Origin of the sequence: Acidilobus sp. 7A (assembly GCF_003431325.1) — an archaeon.
Lineage (GTDB): Archaea > Thermoproteota > Thermoprotei_A > Sulfolobales > Acidilobaceae > Acidilobus.
In genome coordinates, this window is the sequence record NZ_CP010515.1 from 603,842 (window position 1) to 622,447 (window position 18,606).

Consider the following 18,606-nt stretch of genomic DNA (forward strand, 5'->3'; position numbering starts at 1 on the left):
ACCTCTCAAGGAGGCTTAACAATGTTTGTCGGCGACAGAGGCGCTTATTCGCAGCGGCGTTACCCTGGTCGTAAAACATTAAAGCAGTTGCGCGTTGACCTTCTTGGAACGATCTTAAGCTATGTGGAAGGCCTCGTCACCCTTGAAGCAGCCCTCAGAGCAGACTAGCAGTGAGGCCCAAGCCAACGAAATGGTGACAGCGTACTCGCCGAGCAGCGCCGCCGGGATGGCCGCCAGCAGGGCCATCGATGCCCTCCCATATATGCGCCTAGTGACAACGTAAGCAAAGGGGGTCAAGGCTAGAGCTGTCAGTTCCCACCACTTTAGCTCAGCCGCGAGCCCTATGCGCGTTAAGGCTGCTGCAGCTACCGAGGCCGCTGCTGATGTAATAAAGATAACAGAGTACATCACAACGTGCTTCCTGCTAGGCCTGTCGTCTAGAAGCTCCATTATCCACAGGGGGACCGCTGACGGCGCCAGCGGGGTCAAGACGCCAAGCAGCGCTGACGTGGCCTTTGAGGGACCGCTTCTATCGTAAATAATGACCGAGGCCACTATTGCTATTGCCCCAAGGGAGACCAGGGGGCCAGATGCCAGGAGGGGTAAGGTTACGACCCCATCGGCGAAGGCAGCGGCCTTTAGTAAAAGGTCATCCCTTGACAGAAGGGCTTTGAACAGGGGCGCTACTAGGGCCGCGCTGGACGTCAGTCCTGAGGCCAGCGAGATCATGAGTGGGAGGCCCTCGAGGTCCTTAGGCCACTCAGTGCCATATGGCATCGAGCTAATCGTGATGGGTAGCCTAAGCGATAATAAGTAACTTGAGGCTAGAGCGGATGAGGCCTCAAGCATGGAGATTGTGGGCCTCGCCAACATCCTACCAACGAAGTACGCCACAGCGCCGAGGCCAAGAATTAAGGTTACGGTCGTAGCAATGTCGTCAGTTGCCTTACTGGCTGCGAGCAGCCTCGCTAACGGGGGCAGCAGCGCAGAGCAGATAACGAGTACTATGCTCATAAGGGGGCCTAGGTTGCCGACAAACCCTTCAGCGTAGATGGACGCCAACAGCGTCAGGGACACCAACCCTACGGCCTCTGTTGAGAGAAGCCTCGCCTTAGCTGAGCCCTCGCCGTCCAGGTCAAATAGCATGTACATGAGTCCCAGGAGCGGGAACCAGAGCCAGTACGAGTAAAGAGGCCTTGGATATGCGAAGAGCGCCAGTGCTGGGAATATAAAGGCTGTTGGAACCATGACATTGCTGACCTTGAGCGTAAACACTATGCCGATTATGAGCGTTGTGGCGAGCGCTATGTATAGGGCTAGCCTATTGATGAGCTTATGTATTACAAAGTAGAGGCTGGCAACGCCGAAGCCCTCAAGGTCAAAGCGAGCTTCAGCAGGGAAGAGAACATGGCTTATGAATGCGTGAGGCGACACGAGTAGGAACGGTGCATTGATGAGCACCGCTGTGATGGTAAAGGAGGCGAGCCCCTTGGCTAAGCCCCTCCTCTTAAGCCTTCTAAGCATAACTGCAAAGTATATCAAAGCTAGGGCAGCAACGTACTGTCTGTAGGACACGGCGAGGCCCATGAGGGCTCCACCCACAATCGGGTTATCAATGAGCGTCACAGCCAGCACTGAAGGGGCGAGCCACCCGGCTATTGGGTCGAAGAAAGCTGGGTCGGTTATTATATAGAAGGCGCCAGAGGCGGCTACCAGCGGAAAGAGGTCCCTGGCGCCCCCTTTTAGCTTCAGGTAAACGGTTGCAAGAGCTGCGCCAAGGACAACGGCGTCCCACACATTGCCTGGCACGTGGAGAACTATGGCTGGCACGTAGTAGAGGAATGAGAACGCGGGGTAGTCAAGCATGGTCACGAAGCCAACGGCCTTAGAGGCGTTGAAGGGCGGCCCACCGCTGTATATAAGCGTCAGCTTATTGATGTAAGTCATTGAGAGCAGGTAGCTGGTATAGTTTGCAGTGTAAGGGTTAACGCCTCTTAGGAGCTCCATGGCCGCGGCCTCCTGAATCACGTAGGAGTCCTCCTTCCCGCCGCTCACCACTATTCTCCCATGGTAGAGCACGAGGAAGGTTGAGGCCAGCGCAGCCCAGAGGGCTACAAAAGCTAAGGTCACTGGAAGCCTCTCAGCGCGCTTTCTGCTCGCTATTATCGGGCTCGCTATGAAAAGGGAGGCCCCTATGGCGAAGATCACAAGCGAGAGGATCACGGCAGTGCCGTAGGGCACATAGTAGGGGAATGGTAGGCCATCAAAACGTCCTGCGTTTACATCAGTGCCGTCAGTTCCATAGACCATCACTGAGAGTATTATGAGGTTAAACGCCAGAAGAGCTATCAGAAGCCTTCTTTCGGCCGAGCTCTCCGTCACTTGGCATCATCTACTAGGTTTGCTTTTTTGGATTAAAACATTAGCACTTCAAGGTTCTTTAATGCATGTCAGCTTCAGGCTAATGCGCATAACTCCTAGGTCGACAAATGATTCATAATATTACTCTAGGGATGAATAGGCTTGTCGAAATCTACGCCTTCAGGCCGCAATTGGCATCTAAGAAGGGAAGTGACGATAGCTAAGACATACAATGAGCCCGCGCAGAGTGCCGCGGCCGGGATTTGAACCCGGGTCACGGGCTCGAGAGGCCCGCATACTGGGCCGGGCTATACTACCGCGGCACCTTTGTACCTCCTGAGGCCTGGGCTATTTAAAATTAGCCCTTAGCATGGCTGACCTTAGCGTGACCTAAGAGCAGGACCTGCTAAGGAATGGCCTATAACTTCCGGTAGAGGCTTTTGTTCAGGGTTAACCGTTGTTAGGCTTAGGCTGGGCTTTGGTCTCCCTCTGCTTCCTGTCGTCTATGAACCTCTTGTAGACCAGGTAATCCTCCTTGGCCTTGAGCAGGGCCTTGTAGAAGGCCTGCTCGCCTCCCTTGAAGTACTCCTCCATGACTCTCTTGGCGGCCCTCGGGCCCACGCCTGACGTCATGAGTGCCTCTATCACATACCTGCCGAGGCCCTGTGAGGCGTAGTTTATGTAAAGCATGGCCCTCTCCTGGACCTCCTTTAAGATTCTCTTTTCATCAGCCGTAGGCCTCTTAAGAGACCCCCTCCTCCACGCTGAGAACTTGGCGGCTGCCTCCTCCCCCCAGTCGCTCACGGGTAACGGAGCTACCATCATGGCTCCACACTTGGGGCACTTGACGATGCCCGTGGCCTCGGAGACTCTGGCACTCCAGGTGTTACCACACGCTGTGCAGACGAAGAGTGCCTCCTTGGCCAGGGCCGCCTTCCTGAGGCCCTCTGCTATGTAGTCGATGGCCACCTCCTTTATGTTGGAGGCCACCTCCCTCCTGAGGTATGGGTTGTTAAGGACCTCCCTGAGCAGGGGCGACGGCTCCGAGCTGCTGACGGCATGTACCTCCTTCAGCGAGCCCAGGAACTCCTCAACAGCCTGTGGGTCAAGCTTGTCAAACGCTATCTCCCTGAGGGTCTCGGTGTCAACTATGGAGCCCCTGTAGGCGTCCATTATCCTCCTGCCTTGCTCTATGGAGACTCTGGCGTCGGGGTCGAGGACCCCCATCTTCTTAGCTACCTGCAGAAATCTGGCCACGTAGAGTGGCGTTGATCTGACGGCGTCGTAGCTCATGGCAAGTAGCTCGGCCTTGTCAAGGTGCCTCAGCCTCTCAAGGGCCTCCTTTATGGCCTGTCCCTGCACGCCGGAGGGCGACGAGAACACTATGGCATATGGTATATAGTCAAACCATACCTTCATCCTACCCTCCAGCGCCTTTGATATAAGCAGCGCCAACATGAGGTTGCCCTTGCTACCAAGGCACGCGTAGAGGACGCCAAGTCCCTTGGACTCCTCCACGACCGGCTCGCTGTAGCTCAGGAGAGTTCCCCACTGGTCCCTGGTCCTTTCAGCGGTGTCCACTATCTTCTTCGCTGTCTCTTCGCTAATGCCCTTAGACTTGAGAAGCTGGAGAGCCCTCTCGGGCTCCATCATGGAGAAGCTGAGGAGACTGCAGACCTCTCTGGCTACCTTTGAGCTCACTGGTATGAGCTCGCCCTCCCAGACCGGTATGGCGCCCTCGGCCTCGCCGACGGGCTTCGCATCTATGCGCTCCCCGTCGTAGTCTATGTTAACAGTCTCCCAGACCTTGCCTGCCAGCGTGAACCTGAACTTGGTGCTGCCACTGGTCAGCATGGCAACCTCAACGAAGCGCTCGCTTACCTCTCCCACCAGGTTGGTCGAGGATATATCGTAGACCTTGAAGTTCATCTCATCAGGTATCATTGACACGCCGTAGAGGTACTTGAAGGTCCTCCTTGACCTCCTGAGCTCCCCGGTCTCCGGGTCGTACCTCAGGACTCTCACAGAGTCCAGGTGCTCGGCAACCTTAGACAACTCGTCGCTAGTTATATTGGAGAAGGGCGCAGAACGGGAGAGCAGGCTGAGGGCCTGCCTCAGGTCGCCCGCTGACCCCTCCACCACCATTGCGGTCAGCTGGTGGGCCAGGGCATCGAGCGGCCCGCGCGGGTAGGAGAGGTCCTCAAGCTCCCCCCTCTCAGACCTCCTCGCTATGGAGGCTGACTCTAGGACCTCAAAGACGTTGTCGAATGTGACTATGGTAGCCCTGCTGGTCCCTCCGAACCTGTGCCCCGACCTGCCGGCCCTCTGGGTCATTGCAATGACCTCCCTCGGCGACATGAACTGCAGGACCCTGTCTATGGCCCCTATGTCTATGCCCAGCTCCATGCTTGAGGTAGCCACCATGAGCTTCGCCTTCCCCTCTCTGAACCTCCTCTCAGACTCTTCCCTCACGGCCCTTGAGAGGCTGCCGTGGTGCACAACCACCTTGCCGTCCTCGAGCATGCTGCTGAGCAGCGAGGACAGCTTCTCTGCCACGGACCTTGTGTTCGTGAAGACTAGAACGGAGCCCTCCTCGCTCCTTGCAATTTCAGCTATCCTCTTTGCGGCGCCCTCAAAGCCGTCACCTGACTCCTTGACTACGTTAACATCTATTACGTACCTCCTTATACTGTTGTCCTCAACTACTGATACCGGCCTGCCGTAAGCTAGAAGCGACGCAGCCTCCTTCTTTGACCTCTCCGAGAGGGTGGCTGAGAGACCTATCCTCTGGACGTGGTTCCTTGAGGCGTTCTCCAGGCGCTCTAGGACGGCCGCTAGCTCAGTGCCCCTCTCGTTGTCCAGCAGCTCCTGTAGCTCGTCAACTATGACAAAGGAGACCGATGACCACATGCCCCTCCTTGAGTTTATGGTCAAGAGTAGGTTGAGGGTCTCAGGAGTAGTTACAACGAAGTCAGGCGGGCTCTGAAGGAACTTCTTTCTTATAGAGGAGGCCGAGTCCCCGTGCCTTAGGGAGAACGTAAAGCCAACGGACTCCACGACCTTTGATATTCTAAGCGTTATGTCCCTGTTAAGGGCACGAAGGGGGGTGATGTAAATAGCCTTAACAGTGCCGTCGCCAGGTTGAAAGCGTTCAAGCATGAGTGAAACCACAGGGAACACGGCGGCCTCTGTCTTACCGCTGCCTGTCGGAGAAACCACTAGGGTGTTGTAGCCTGAAAGTATGACCGGCACCGCCTTCTCCTGTATAGGTAGCAGTCTCTCATAGCCGAGCGCCCTTATAGCCTCCCTCAGCCTTGGCGCCAGTAGCTCTAGGGAGCTCAACAGTGCTACCATAGAGTCTGAGGGTGCTAGGGAGATATTAACTGGCTCCCCTGCCTCAGGAGGCTTAAGAAGGCATTCAGCCAGCTATAGTTATTCTGATCGTTGCTTGCATTAACCTAAACTGCTATTAAATTAATAAACATCATTAAAAGAAAATGAAAGGTGCTTCTTAGCTCTATCCAGGGAAACCAAGCCGGTTATTCTAAGGGCTGCCGCCTGGCGAAGCGCCGCTTTCCTTGCCCTCCTCCCCTTCCTTCTTCTTCTCCTCCTTTGGCGGCGCCGCGGCTATCAGGTCATCTATCTTAAGCAGGGCTATGGCGGCCTCTGATGCTCCCTTTATGACCTGCTTCTTGACTAGCAGCGGCTCATAGACGTTAAGCTTTAACATGTCTTCTGCTGTCTTGCTATTCAGCACGTCAACGCCAGCGAACTTTAGCCCCTTGCTGTGCATCGACCTGAGCTGCATCACTGTGTCAAGCGGGTCTGCGCCGGCGCTCTCAGCTAGCACGCTCGGTATAGTCTCAAGGGCGTCTGCGAAGGCCTCTATGGCCAGCTGCTCCTTGCCGCCTATGGTGGCGGCGTAGTCCCTTAGCTGCATTGCAATCTCGACCTCAGGCGCCCCCCCTCCGCCGAGTATCTTGGGCTCCCTCATTATGTTCCTGAGGCTGTGGAGCACGTCGTTCAGGTTCCTCTCGGCCTCGTCAAGTAGCATGTCGTTGGCTCCACGGAGCAGTATTGTGACGCTCCTCGGGTTCTTGGCCCCCTCTATGAACACCATCTTGTCGTTTCCAACCTTCCTCTCCTCGACGAGGGCGGCCTCGCCGAGGCTCTCGGGCTTCAGGTCCCTCACACTGGTGACTATCCTAGCTCCAGTGGCCTTGGCGAGCTTCTCTATGTCACTCCTCTTGGCCCTCCTGACGGCCAGTATGCCCTTCTTGGCCAGGAAGTGCTGGGCAACATCGTCAATTCCCTTCTGCGTAACCACAACATTTGCGCCAGTGGCGGCTATCTGGTCGACCATGTCCCTAAGTATCTTGGTCTCCTCGTCGAGGAACGAGTCAAGCTGGTCAACATCGCTGACCCTTATCTTAGTGGTTATGTCGGGCTTCTGTATCTCAAGTGGAGCGTCGAGCACAGCTATCTTGGCGTTCTCAACCCTCCTTGGCATGCCTGGGTGGACTACCTCCTTGTCAAGCACTATGCCCTTCACAAGCATTGAGTCCGTGAGGCTCTCGCCCTTCTTCTTCTCTATCTTAATGTTATCAAGGTCTACGTTAAAGCCGCCGCTCGGCGTGGACTCGGCCACTATCTTTATTGCGTTGACTGCAAGGTCGACAAGCTTCATCCTCTCAGGTCCCTGGCCAGCGTACTTGCTCCCTATCGTGGTCTCCGCTATCCTCTTTAAGGTCTCATCATTTTTGACGTCAACGGGGACGGCTATCTTGTCAAGGATCTCGAGCGCCTTGTTCATAGCCTTAGTGTAGCCCTCAATTATTATCGAGGGGTGTATGTTCTGCTCCAGCAGGGCCTCAGCCTTCTCCAGCAGCGCGCCTGCCAGCACGACCACGCTGGTCGTGCCGTCGCCGACCTCCGCGTCCTGGGCCTTGGCTATCTCGACTAGCAGCTTGGCAGCTGGGTGCTGAACCTCCATCTCTTTAACTATTGTGGCGCCATCATTGGTGACCGTGACGTCCCCAAACGAGTCTATAAGCATCTTGTCAAGGCCGCGCGGCCCTAGGCTTGTCTTCAGCATTTCAGCCAGTACCTGGGCAGCCAATATGTTATTTCTCATGGCCTCCCTGCCGTAGGACCTCTGGGTTCCCTCCTTGAGTATCAGCACAGGTATCCCTTGGGCCATTAGTCACCACCTTCGGCTCTCAATAAGCTTATGTGGAATTACTTCTATAAAAGCTTTACTCAGGCTCCTGAGCCCTTGACCTAGAACGTGAGGTCCTTCTAGTAGTATGTTTTCTCTCCTTAGAGCCCTCCTCAAGTGAGCTCAGGAGCCTCTCGTTGACCTCAAGCTCCTTTGGCCTCCTTGGGATCTGGCCGCCCTGCTGGCTACATGAAAGCTCTTCCTGCAGCGTGAGCAGGCACTCCTGGCAGACCCTTATCACCCTCCCGTTTAACCTGCACAGAGTGGTTGGCAACCTCCTGTGACAGATGTCGCAGACCTCCCAGGCCAGCGTGTCACGCAACCGCTCCACCAGCTAGAGCTTGCGGCTGAGGACTTTTATAGTGGATTCCAGCGAGCTGGCGCCCCTTCTGGACCGCTTAAAGTCAGCCCAGCCCTGAGTGCGCAAACGTAGAGCAGGGGTGGCTTTACATAGAGTTCGCCCTCATAGCGCTGGCAGTCGCCTTATGACTGCCAGCCGCTAGCCTCATCACTCCTCCCCCCCCCCGCCCTAGTTAGGAGCGTGGCTCCTGCCACGACATGGGAGTTCACTGGCGCCCTCCTCCGCCTCGCGACTGCTCATCGACTTCACGGTGACGCCCTCCGATGGAACGTCGGCATTAATACTTAATAAACTTTGATAGGCGCTGGGCTCAGCCTACTTAACAGCGTAAAGGATTAGAAGTAATTAAAAATAACGAATAGTTACATAATAATGTTACAGACATAGGGAGGCCAATGACAAGGCTCACAATCGTGTTGCTACATTTTACATGGGCGTCCTTCTCTTCTTGCCTTCCTCCTTTAGCGCGTATATCCCTATTATCCTCTTCGGAGTGCCGTCGGTGCAGGAGCCTGTAGCAAGCCCGACGTAATCACCCTCCCTGAAGTCCCTTGTGGTTATGGAGCTGCCGCACTGCTCAACGGTAATAATCTTAGGTCTCCTTTTCATCTCCTGGAGTTTCTTCAGGTCATTCATTTGTTTCATAGTCATTGCTGTGGTGGCGGCAAGCAGTGCTATGAGGAACATGAGGAGGTAAAGGTTAAAGTAGCTCAACCCTGGCCCACCCCCGACGTGTTGCCAACACCTATAACTACTACTGTGTCGCCCTCCTTGCTCTCCTCCCTTATTATCTGCTTCACCCTCTCAACGGCCTTCTCAACGCCATCGTAGACGTCCTTTTTCATGGCAAGTATAGCCTCATCCATGCCCATCTTGATTATGACTGCCCTCAGCGGTATGTTGTACTCAGTCGCTACCCTCTCAAACCTTATCTTCTCCGGACCTGGGTCGCCTATGGCGGCGCCGACGCCCTCAGCCACCTCGCCGGACGTCTCGCCCTCAAACTTCAGGGCGGCATCAACTGTTACCATAAGCGAGACCTTTCTGCCCTGCGCCAGTGCCTCCCTGATGACCTTTTCCGTGGCCTCCCCCGGCCTTCCAACTGTTGATCCTGGTCCTTTGGCCTTAACTATTATGAGGTTGCGACCCTCAAAGGTGGTCTCAGCCACTACGGTGTCCTCTGTCACTTCCCTCCACTTGGCCTCGGGTCCTGCCAGCCTCACGGCGACCATCGGACCTGCGGCGTCGCCTACCGGGACCTTTATGAGGAAGTCATCTAGCGCCTTCCTGTAGGCCTGGGCTATCTGCATTATCTGAGGCATCATTATGGCCAGCTGGATTATGAGGTATATGTTCTTTGTCTTCTCGCCGAAGAGCAGGTAGTGTCTGACAACCTTGTATATTAAGTTCAGGGCCGACGTTATCTCAGCTGCGGTGGACGCCACGCTCCTCGTGGTGTCGTCAGCGTTAGGCATAGCCTGAACGAAGACGTCCTTGAACCTCATGTCCCTTATGTTTAGAAGGTGCCTCATCCTGTTGATTATATCCGTGGGCTCTATGTTGACAGGATCTATTGTGAAGAAATCAGTCAGCCTGTCAAGCAACTTAGCTGAGTCCTGGGCACCGTTTTTATTTAAGAAGTCAAGCGTTGTCTTTCTGGCGTCGTCAGCAAGGCTTCCTAGTACGGACAGCTTAGACCTTATGTCAGCCCTGTACCAATACACCTGAAGCCAGTTGCCTAAGCCTGTGAAGAACAGTATGAAGAGCGCTATCCACAATATGTTTACAACAACGGTTACCCACGTGGCTAGCGCGCTCTCAGCAGCCACTTTTCTTCTCTCCAATTAGCGGAAAAGCGTAGAGGCTTTTAAGTTGTAGTAGCTAAGGGCTGCTGGTTGTAACTATCACCTTGTCCTGCGTTATGAGGAACGTGTGCTCAAACTGAGAGACGGGTGCCTTTGAGGCCTCTACGAGTATCGGGTATTCTATGAGGGCCCTAGCCCTGGTCAGCTCTGTAAGCGTCCTCTCTATCTCCGAGGGCTTCCACTCAGGGTAGAGCCACCTCTTTGCAAAGGGCAGTGTGTTGAAGCGTGACAAAACGTACTCCAACAAGTTCTTGGCGTCCTCTGAGACCCTCTGGGGCATGTTGCCCGTGGCGGAGTATATGTAGGCCTTAGGGCCGTCAACGACCAGCCCCCTCCCAGGCGTTGCGAAGGGCTCTATTGCAACCTGAGTGCCCGGCCTCAACCTCTGGTAAAACGTTGTTCTCTCGGCATAGTTAGGTATAGAGAGCCCTGCATGAAGGACGTACCTCCCAAGCGTGTGGCCGGTCAAGTTCCTCACGGGCCTGAAGCCCGCGGACTTTATGGTGATCTCTATAGTCTTGCCTATGTCATACACCCTGACGTCAGGCCTTATGGTGTTTATGACCCTCTCGAGGGCGCTCCTGGCGGCCTGGGCCAGCTGCTGGAAGGCCTCACTGCCTATCGCCACGGTCGCCGCCGTGTCAGACAAGTAACCGTCAAGGGAGGCGCCGACGTCCACCTTAACTACAGCCTTCTCGGGCACCTTCACGTCATCGTCAATGCCGGGGGAGTAGTGTGCTGCGACCTCATTAATTGAGAAGTTGCACGGGAAGGCGGGCCTTGCGCCTCTCTTGGCTATAAGCGACTCGATCTCATCGCATATCTCCCTTGCGCTGGCGCCCGGCTTAACTAGGGAGGCCCCCAGCTCCCTGGCCTCAGCGCCTATCTTACCAGCCTCAAGGATCTTATTTATCTCATCCTGGCCTATCAACTTTCCTCCGGCCTACGAGCTGCCTTGGAGGGCTATAAATCAAAGCACATAGGTGTCCTTTTATCCTACGAGCCCCCCAAAGCGGAGGGATGGGAAATGGGGTACCTAATTTACTACGGTCACTCGGCCTTTGAGGTTAACGTCTCAGGGAAGAAGATATTGATAGACCCGTGGCTCTCAAACCCACTGTCCCCTGTGAAGCCTGAGAGCGTGACTGGCGTAGACTATATACTTATAACTCACGATCATGATGATCACCTGGGCGACACGTTCGAGCTGCTTAAGAAAAACCCTAAGGCTAAGGTTGTTAGTACCTTCGAGATAGCCAACTTCGTCGCTGAGAAGGTTAATGACGAGTCAAGGGCTATAGGGGGCAACATGGGCGGCCCCATGGTAGTTGACGACAAAATAAAGGTCGCCTTGGTCCCAGCCAACCACACAAGCACTCATGGGAGCCCCGTGGGCGTTGTAATAATTACAGAGGATGGCACTCTCTACCACGCCGGCGACACTGGCATAATGGCTGAGATGGGGCTCATTGGAGAGGTGTACAAGCCTGACATTGCGATGCTGCCGATAGGTGGCCACTTCACCATGGACCACAACGAGGCAGCCAAGGCTGTGGAACTCCTGAAGCCCAAGGTCGCAGTGCCCATGCACTACGGCACCTTCCCCATGCTCTACGGCAGCCCTGAGGAGTTCAGCAGGATAGTGACCTCCAGGGGGCTGCCGACCAAGGTAGTAATACTGAGGCCAGGGGAGAGGTTCGAGTTTAAGTTTTAAGGTCCCCGAGGGCCCTTAGCCAAGGGTCAAGATGGTAAGGGTAGCCGTAATAGATGACGATGCCTGCAAGCCAAAGCGATGTAGCTACCAGTGCATATCGGTCTGCCCAGTAAACAAGAGTCACAAGGGCGTGGCCATAGAGGCCGACACTAAGGCCAGGGCGAAGCCCGTCATACATGAGGACGTCTGCATAGGCTGCGGCATATGCGTGAAGGCGTGTCCCTTCGACGCCATATCAATAGTTAATCTGCCTGAGGAGCTTGATGAGGAGGCCGTACACAGGTACGGTGTCAACGGCTTCAAGCTCTTCAGGCTTCCAATACCAAAGGCGGGCCAAGTAGTAGGCCTCCTGGGCAAGAACGGCGTCGGCAAGACGACGGCGCTTAAGATACTCTCAGGCGAGCTCAGGCCAAACCTCGGCAGGGTTGAAGTTAAGGAGGTGCCTTCTGAGGACGTCCTTAGGCACTTCAGGGGCAGTGAGCTCCAGACGTACCTGCAGAAGCTCTATAACGGCAGGCTGAGGGTGGCGCACAAGGTCCAGTACGTAGACCTCGTGCCGAGGTACCTCAGGGGGACTGTGAGGGAGCTACTGAAGAGGGCCGATGAGCGCGGGGTGGCAATGGACTTAGCCAAGGAGATTGGCCTTGACGTTGTTATGGACAGGGACGTCAGGCAGCTGAGCGGCGGCGAGCTGCAGAAGACTGTGATAGTTGCTACCCTGAGTAAGGATGCTGACGTCTACATGTTTGATGAGCCCAGCAGCTACCTTGACGTGAGGGAGAGGGTTAGGGTTTCAAAGCTCATCAGGTCAGAAGTTAAGCAAGATAAGTACTTCATAGTAGTCGAGCACGACCTTGCAATGCTGGACTACCTGAGCGACAACGTTCACGTGCTGTACGGTGAGCCCGGCGTCTACGGGATAGTCTCTCAGGCCTACGGGGTCAGGGTCGGAATAAACGCGTTCCTTGACGGCTACCTGCAGTCTGAGAACGTCAGAATAAGGAGCACGCCGATAATCTTCACTAAGTCGTTGCAGGCTACGAAGCAGGAGGCCCAGTACAAGTACCTCGAGTGGACTCAGGCAAGGATAAGGCTTGGCACCTTCACCCTTGACGTTATGCCCGGCTACGTAAACAGCGGTGAAGTTATAGCCGTGATGGGACCCAACGGCATAGGTAAGACAACCTTCATAAGGTATTTAGCAGGCGACCTGAAAGCCGAGGAGGGAGAGTCCTTCACCTACAGGGAGCTCAAGGTGAGCTACAAGCCTCAGTACATAGGGCCCGAGTTCTTCCCTGAGGGCATGACGGTCGCCGACGTGCTGAGGACTGTTAACCCTGAGTCTGTGACTGAGGGCAGCTGGCTTTACATAGAGCTCACTGAGAAGCTCGGCCTTCACAGGCTCTTTGACAGGGAGGCCAGGGAGCTCAGCGGGGGTGAGATGCAGAAGCTGGCAATTGCACAGTCTCTCAGTAGGGAGGCAGACCTCTACCTCCTTGATGAGCCCTCTGCGCACCTAGACGTTGAGGAGAGGCTCGCCGTCGGCAAGATAATAAGGAGGCTTACGGAGACCAGGAAGGCAGCCGCCTTCGTCGCTGAGCATGACATAATGATGATAGCCATGATAAGTGACAGGGCCACGGTATTTGGCGGGTCGCCGGGCATCCATGGAGTGGCATCAAGCCCTGCCCCCCTGAGGCTCGGCATGAATGATATGCTCTCCCAGCTTGGGATTACCATGAGGCAGGAGAAGGAGAGCGGGAGGCCAAGGATAAACAAGGAGGGCTCCTACCTGGACAGGCTGCAGAAGGCCAAGAATGTCTACTTCGAGGTTTAATAGCGCTCGTTAAGCTTCGCCCTCAGCCTCCACTATCCTCCTAGCCTCCTCCTTGCAGCCAAGCGAAGAGCAAGACTTGCTGAGTAGGCTGAGCAGCGACCTGGCCTCAGCGGCTGTGGCCTTGGAGAGCACCTTCCTGACGGCTAGCCCTACCTCGTCCTCGTCGCCCCCGACCCTGCCTGTTAAGGCCCTGGCGTACGCCTCAGCCAGCCTTACGGTCTTAGCGTCCGGGGGCTCGTAAGGGGGCGCCCTCGCCCTGGCCTTATATATCTCGTAAAGCATGATAGACGTGGCGTTGGAGACGTTTAGCGCCGTGTACTTCTGGGACGCAGGGATTGTGCAGAGCAGATCGCAGAGGGCCAGTTCCTCCCTGGTAAGGCCCACGCTCTCCCTGCCTACAACTAGCGCCACGGTGCCGTTGCGCGAGCTCATGAGCTCCGCCGCCTGCTCCGGCGTAATAGGGGTCCTGAGCAGGTCCCTCGCGGAGACCTCGTCTGAGCTGCAGATGCTCAGCTCAACGCCCTTTAGGGCCTCCTTGAGGTTGCCCACTACGACGGCCTCCCACGCCTCATCGGAGGCCCTGGCGGCCCACCTGAGCGACTCAGTGACGCTGGCCGAAGGACTCACCAGGTAAAGCTCATCAACGTCGAAGTTCCTGGACAGCCTGTATATGTAGCCTAGGTTGACTGGGCCCTCAATGCCAACAGCGACAAGCCTCAGCTTCAACCCAACCACTCAGAGCTCAACGTTGGCGTGCCTGCTCCTCATCTCCTCCTCGGTAACGTTTAGCTTTATCATGAGGTAGTAGATGACACCGTCGAGGAACAGCATAGCTGTGTCCTCGAAGAGCGTGCCGAGGGGGGCCAGCGGCTCGTGAAGGCCAAGTATCTGCCTGGCGAAGTAGTCATCCATCTTACTTATCTTGGACCTGCCAGGTATCCTGACGACAAGGTCAGCTATCTTGCCCAGGGGGCTCTCAGGGTAGGTTGTTATTGCTATGACGTAGGTTCCCACCTTCTTGGCGGCGTCCGCGGCCTCCACTATGAGGCCCGTCCTGCCTGAGCCTGAGATAGCTATGGCGACGTCGCCGCTTGAGACGCTCGGCACTATGGTCTCGCCCAGCACGTAGGAGTTGAAGCCGAGGTGCAGAAGCCTCATGGCAAAGGCCTTGCCGACGAGGCCGCTGCGCCCAGCCCCCATGACTAGCGCCTTGCGCTTAGTTCTATAGGCATTGATGAGCACCTCTACCATCTTGTCTACCTCGCTCAAGTCTATGGCGTCTGCGGCCCTGAGGGCGAACTCAGAGATTTCCTTCATAGCCTTTATAGCCGGGTGCTCAGAGCTCAAAGATGTAGCCCTGTAGGGTACAGAAAACCCTATACTTTAAGTTTTTGTCACTCGCCTTGACTGTAACCTTTTTATGTAACTATTCATTATTTTAATCACTTCTAACCCCTTAATGCTGTTAAGCAGGCTGAGGCTGTGTGCCTAATCAATTTTATGAGCTTTTATGCTGACATTGATCGGAGGGCGCCACCGTGAAGTCTGATTGTTGGCTCTCCTGCCTCACTCGCAACTTGTCTTATAGGCTTTAGTATATTTATGCAGGGCCCTTGTTCTTAGGTTTATAAGCTTTAAGTCTTATTAACTTCTAATGGCCCCGCCGGTCTCACGTTGCCAGAGATCCCCTAGGGGGAGATGAAGATGACGGTCTAACGGTCAGGCGGGGCACAGCCTTAGATCACCAGCCTTAGCTAGATCCGCAACTTTGACGAACCCCTCTAGTCCTACGCGTTGGCATTGTTGCTAGCAGTAGCATTAACATGTACCTGCCGCTCCTTTTTAAGGGAGGCGGCTAAGCCCAGTATTAGGTGCGAAGCAAGCATGAAGAAGGACGCCAAGCCAGAGCCCCCGCACGAGGTCATAGAGGTCGAAGGGCTGGCGATGAACGGCCTCCTGAAGAGCTTCAGGCTGGAGGACTGCGGAAAGCCCAAGGGGTACCAGAGGATAGTGGCCGAGGCAGTTGACGGAAGGATCTTAAGGACCGGCTGCCTCGAGCCGGACGCTGCTAGGAGGGAGGTCATGGTTATGAACTTATATCTGAGGCAGTGGAGTAAGTTTATACTGAAGCCTGGCCGGTGATGTAAGGTATTACCGCCGAGGGCGTGACGAGACTTGTCCCCGACTGAGGCCGGAAGGCTCTGCAAGGGCTCAGGCTCCCCTGAGGCACAGCTCGCAGAGAGAGTCCTCCAGTCCCTCTCGCAGGGACCGAGGGCCTTCATCCTTGACAAGAGGCTTGAGGACGGCCAGGCGCTTATCAGGCTCCTCAGCTCAGCCGGGGTCTCTAGACTACTCCAGATAAGCGACCTCGGCAGCCTGTTAGTGGTCTACATAGATAAGTCAAAGCTTGAGAGGGCGTGCCTCTACGAGGAGTGCGCATCAAAGATTGACCCCGTGGAGAGGAGACAGTGCTCTAAGGAGTGCGCCTCACAGAAGCTCGACGAAGTCACAGCTGCTGTGGCCAAGGGCCTCTGCGACGCCGTCAGCTGAGCCTTCAGGGCTGTAGGGTTCTTATAAGGCGGAGCCTAGGGGCCCTTAATGCACTTGAATGTCATCTCCTTAGCGCTCTCGGCCTCCTTCAGGACCTCCCTGGGCACGTTGTTAAGGAGCTCAGGCGAGAGCGCGTAAATCTCGCTTACGAGCCTCAGAAAAGCAGTCCTCAGCAGGTAGCTCCTGCTCACGCCGCACAGCCTTGCCACCTCCTCAATGGCCTGCATCTCAAGCGGCGACACCTTGGCGCTTATAGTAACCACCTTAGAGGCCTTTATGTCAAGCATTATAATCTCTTGTTCTTTGGCCTCGGCGCTCTCCAAAGCATGGATCCTTGTAGTCAGTGTGCACTATAGAAATATTTTATTTTATTCCAGTCTAAGGTGAGCAGGTAACCTTATTACCTAACGTCTGTGCGAAACCACAGCTCCACGGTAAGCCTCTCCATGAAGAGTCTTCTCTCAGCTACCACATCCCTCTTGAGGAGGCCCATGGACCTAAGGCAGCTGTCTACGTCTAGGGAGGAGAGGGAGGATCTGACTACAAGCACCTCCCTGCCGAGCCTGCCCGCCGCCCTGCACAGTTTCAGGTGATTCTCGCCTTCATTGAAGGCCATCAGTTGCCAGTAGGAGCACTCGTCCCAGGGTCTGTCCCCAGCGGGCAGGTAAGGGGGATTAAGAACAACCAGGTCCCACTCGCCTGAGAGGCAGCTCGCCGCGTCACATTGAACTACGAGCGCGTTGGGGCCGAGAGTCGCCCTGGCGGACTCTACCGAGTGTGGTGAGATGTCAACGGCTGCAAGTCTCCTCGGCGAGAAGAGCGTGCCTGCGGCCAGGGCCAACAGTCCCGTGCCGGTGCCGAGGTCGAGGAGGCTCTCATACCTTCTCCCCATGTTCTTCAGCTTCACGAGAGCCTCAACTGCTAACTTCGAGTCGTCGCTGGGCTCATAGACGCAGTCGTTGGTTGCAACCCTTAGGGGGCCCGCTGGGGTGACTACCGTGAGCCACCTGAGGTCAGCCACCTGGCAACACCCAACAGCTGCCCCGGCGTGAGGTCCCTCACCCTCGTGCCGGGGCCCACGCCATCAACGGCCTTGATTGAGCTCTCGCCGAAGCACCTCTCCAGCGCCCTCCGGGCTAGCTTATTCCTGTAGGAGAAGAGACACCTGGTCACAGCCTCAAGGGCCTCCCCCACGCTGTCCCAAGCCATAATCCTCTCCATCCTCAGCACGGCGGCGTCAACCTTGGGAGTCGGCCTGAACCAGGAGGACGGCATGACACCAAGGAGGCTTGACCTGAAGTAGACCTGGGAGATCACCGACAGCCTTCCGTAGAGCTCACTCCCAGGTCTTGCAATAGCTCTTTTAGCGACCTCAAGCTGAAGGCCGAGAACCATGAGCTTTACGTTGTTGTTCCTGGCTGCCCTGGCTACAATGGTACTACTGAGGTAGAAGGGCGTGTTTGAGACCACTACGGGGGTCCTTGTAACCTCGGCGTAGGCCTTCCCGTCGCCAACTATAACAGTCACGTTAGCGGGTACCTTGGCTGAGAGCTTTTCCGCCAGCGCACTGTCGAGCTCGACGCCTATCAGCCTCCTGGCGATCCTGGAGACCGGCATCGTCAGTTGCCCCTCGCCGGGCCCTATCTCGAGCACGTCAGCGCCCTCGGCCCCCCTCAGACCTCTGAGGAAGAGCTCTACCCCCTCCTCGTTAACCAGGAACCTCTGCCCCAGGTCACTAGGGTACCTCATTTATGGCCCTCTTTTCTGGGAGCCACGAAGTACGGAGAGGTAGTCCAGGAACGGCACGTCACTCGAGCTTGGGGCAGCGAAGAGGTTATACTTTGACCTTCCCTCGAGCTCCTCCATGACCTTATCAGTCAGGACCTCCACGGGGTCATCCTTTAGGAACTTGCGTATCTCCTCGAAGGACTCAAAGGGCTTCCTGGCCCTGGCGTCGAGTATGGCCATCAGGGTCTTCTTTCCAACGCCCCTGAGGAGCTCTATTGAGTGCAGCCTTATGTTAATGGGCTCCGCCCTGTTGAAGAACTCCACGAACACCTTCTCATTTGACTTTATTATGTACCTTACCGCCTCCCTGAGGTTCCTCTTAGCTATCTCCGTGAGGTCGCTGTACCTTATGGGCGTCCTGGGGGCGGCTATGACGTTCTCCGGTAGACCTTGAGATCTCAATGCCTTGGAGAAGTCTAAGGGCGAGCTCACGAGCTCAAGGCTCTCATCGCTCACAGCCTTAAGGAGGTCAAGGAGCCTCTGCTCAGTCTTCTCTATTGGAGTGCACAGCCTCTTGCCCTCAAGGCTTATGCAGGCCATCGGTATGCTGACCCTCCTCGTCCGCCTGCCGGTGGGGTCGAGGGGCTCCTCCACGTTCTCAATGACCTCCCTTGCGATGGTGACCTCCTCCAGGGCCTCCACGCGTTGCAGGGGGGTGCCATCAAGCAGGGTGAGCCTGCTAACCCCTATGGCCTGGGCCACGGGCCTCTCTCTGTGCCACCTGTGAGGGTCAAGGTAGTAGCCAGCCTCCATAAAGTCGAGCACCACGGCTCTCTGCTCAACCTGGGCCACGTCGAACTGCTCAGCCCTCCGCAGAGGCCCCCTATTCGAAGCCATTATATTACCTACCTTCCCTACCTACTTTCTGAAGCTGAAGCCTTTAAATTCGCTGGAGCTTAAGCCCACGTTAAC

Annotated in this window: 17 protein-coding genes and 1 tRNA gene; 4 read left to right on the top strand and 14 right to left on the bottom strand. The window is 55.8% G+C overall.

Annotation, left to right across the window (positions count from 1 at the left end):
- Positions 1-114: 114 nt before the first annotated feature.
- The 8 genes from SE86_RS03085 to map form a co-directional block, all read right to left on the bottom strand.
- Positions 115-2,382, bottom strand: a complete 2,268-nt coding sequence (locus tag SE86_RS03085; RefSeq protein ID WP_117354232.1) for a hypothetical protein — start codon at positions 2,380-2,382, stop codon at positions 115-117.
- 227 nt (positions 2,383-2,609) lie between these two features.
- Positions 2,610-2,684: transfer RNA gene (locus SE86_RS03090), tRNA-Glu, on the bottom strand.
- 127 nt (positions 2,685-2,811) lie between these two features.
- A complete protein-coding gene (locus SE86_RS03095) occupies positions 2,812-5,703 on the bottom strand; it encodes a DEAD/DEAH box helicase (RefSeq protein ID WP_211096703.1) in 2,892 nt (963 codons plus the stop codon).
- A gap of 202 nt (positions 5,704-5,905) precedes the next feature.
- Entirely contained in the window at positions 5,906-7,561 is a 1,656-nt protein-coding gene (thsA, locus tag SE86_RS03100) for a thermosome subunit alpha (RefSeq protein WP_117354233.1), read from the bottom strand.
- 55 nt (positions 7,562-7,616) lie between these two features.
- The gene (locus SE86_RS03105) at positions 7,617-7,901 is read right to left on the bottom strand and encodes a hypothetical protein (RefSeq protein ID WP_117354234.1); all 285 of its coding nucleotides are present in this window, start codon (positions 7,899-7,901) and stop codon (positions 7,617-7,619) included.
- A gap of 465 nt (positions 7,902-8,366) precedes the next feature.
- Positions 8,367-8,654, bottom strand: a complete 288-nt coding sequence (locus tag SE86_RS03110; protein ID WP_211096704.1) for a hypothetical protein — start codon at positions 8,652-8,654, stop codon at positions 8,367-8,369.
- Positions 8,651-9,769, bottom strand: coding sequence for a DUF1512 domain-containing protein (locus SE86_RS03115; protein ID WP_117355086.1), 1,119 nt, complete (start codon positions 9,767-9,769; stop codon positions 8,651-8,653). The genes SE86_RS03110 and SE86_RS03115 overlap by 4 nt, the downstream gene beginning before the upstream one ends.
- 52 nt (positions 9,770-9,821) lie before the next feature.
- A complete protein-coding gene (gene map, locus SE86_RS03120) occupies positions 9,822-10,736 on the bottom strand; it encodes a type II methionyl aminopeptidase (RefSeq protein ID WP_117354235.1) in 915 nt (304 codons plus the stop codon).
- Between the two features lie 96 nt (positions 10,737-10,832).
- Here map and SE86_RS03125 point away from each other — a divergent pair, with 96 nt between their 5' ends.
- Both SE86_RS03125 and SE86_RS03130 read left to right on the top strand, forming a co-directional pair.
- Positions 10,833-11,519, top strand: a complete 687-nt coding sequence (locus tag SE86_RS03125) for a metal-dependent hydrolase (protein ID WP_117354236.1) — start codon at positions 10,833-10,835, stop codon at positions 11,517-11,519.
- 31 nt (positions 11,520-11,550) lie between these two features.
- Positions 11,551-13,356: a ribosome biogenesis/translation initiation ATPase RLI gene (locus SE86_RS03130; protein WP_117354237.1), complete on the top strand. Its 1,806-nt coding sequence runs from the start codon at positions 11,551-11,553 to the stop codon at positions 13,354-13,356.
- A gap of 9 nt (positions 13,357-13,365) precedes the next feature.
- Here the strand turns inward: SE86_RS03130 and SE86_RS03135 are convergent, their stop codons facing one another.
- Both SE86_RS03135 and hxlB read right to left on the bottom strand, forming a co-directional pair.
- Entirely contained in the window at positions 13,366-14,091 is a 726-nt protein-coding gene (locus SE86_RS03135) for an RNA methyltransferase (RefSeq protein WP_117354238.1), read from the bottom strand.
- Positions 14,092-14,673: a 6-phospho-3-hexuloisomerase gene (hxlB, locus tag SE86_RS03140; RefSeq protein WP_117355087.1), complete on the bottom strand. Its 582-nt coding sequence runs from the start codon at positions 14,671-14,673 to the stop codon at positions 14,092-14,094.
- A 567-nt stretch (positions 14,674-15,240) separates the two neighbouring features.
- On the opposite strand from hxlB, the gene SE86_RS03145 reads away from it, so the two are divergent.
- Together SE86_RS03145 and SE86_RS03150 are read left to right on the top strand one after the other, a co-directional pair.
- Positions 15,241-15,498: a hypothetical protein gene (locus SE86_RS03145; RefSeq protein ID WP_117354239.1), complete on the top strand. Its 258-nt coding sequence runs from the start codon at positions 15,241-15,243 to the stop codon at positions 15,496-15,498.
- Between the two features lie 33 nt (positions 15,499-15,531).
- On the top strand, positions 15,532-15,906 hold the full coding sequence (locus SE86_RS03150; protein ID WP_117354240.1) for a hypothetical protein: 375 nt from the start codon (positions 15,532-15,534) through the stop codon (positions 15,904-15,906).
- Positions 15,907-15,941: 35 nt separating this feature from the next.
- Here SE86_RS03150 and SE86_RS03155 read toward each other — a convergent pair whose 3' ends face one another.
- From SE86_RS03155 to SE86_RS03170, 4 genes are all read right to left on the bottom strand, one after another.
- Entirely contained in the window at positions 15,942-16,229 is a 288-nt protein-coding gene (locus tag SE86_RS03155) for a hypothetical protein (protein ID WP_117354241.1), read from the bottom strand.
- Positions 16,230-16,306: 77 nt separating this feature from the next.
- Positions 16,307-16,927 carry a methyltransferase gene (locus SE86_RS03160; protein ID WP_117354242.1) on the bottom strand — a complete coding sequence of 207 codons (621 nt, stop codon included), beginning with the start codon at positions 16,925-16,927 and terminating at the stop codon, positions 16,307-16,309.
- Positions 16,900-17,655 carry a 16S rRNA (adenine(1518)-N(6)/adenine(1519)-N(6))-dimethyltransferase RsmA gene (gene rsmA, locus SE86_RS03165; RefSeq protein ID WP_117354243.1) on the bottom strand — a complete coding sequence of 252 codons (756 nt, stop codon included), beginning with the start codon at positions 17,653-17,655 and terminating at the stop codon, positions 16,900-16,902. The genes SE86_RS03160 and rsmA overlap by 28 nt, the downstream gene beginning before the upstream one ends.
- Positions 17,656-18,531 carry a DUF655 domain-containing protein gene (locus SE86_RS03170; protein WP_117354244.1) on the bottom strand — a complete coding sequence of 292 codons (876 nt, stop codon included), beginning with the start codon at positions 18,529-18,531 and terminating at the stop codon, positions 17,656-17,658.
- Positions 18,532-18,606: the final 75 nt, after the last annotated feature.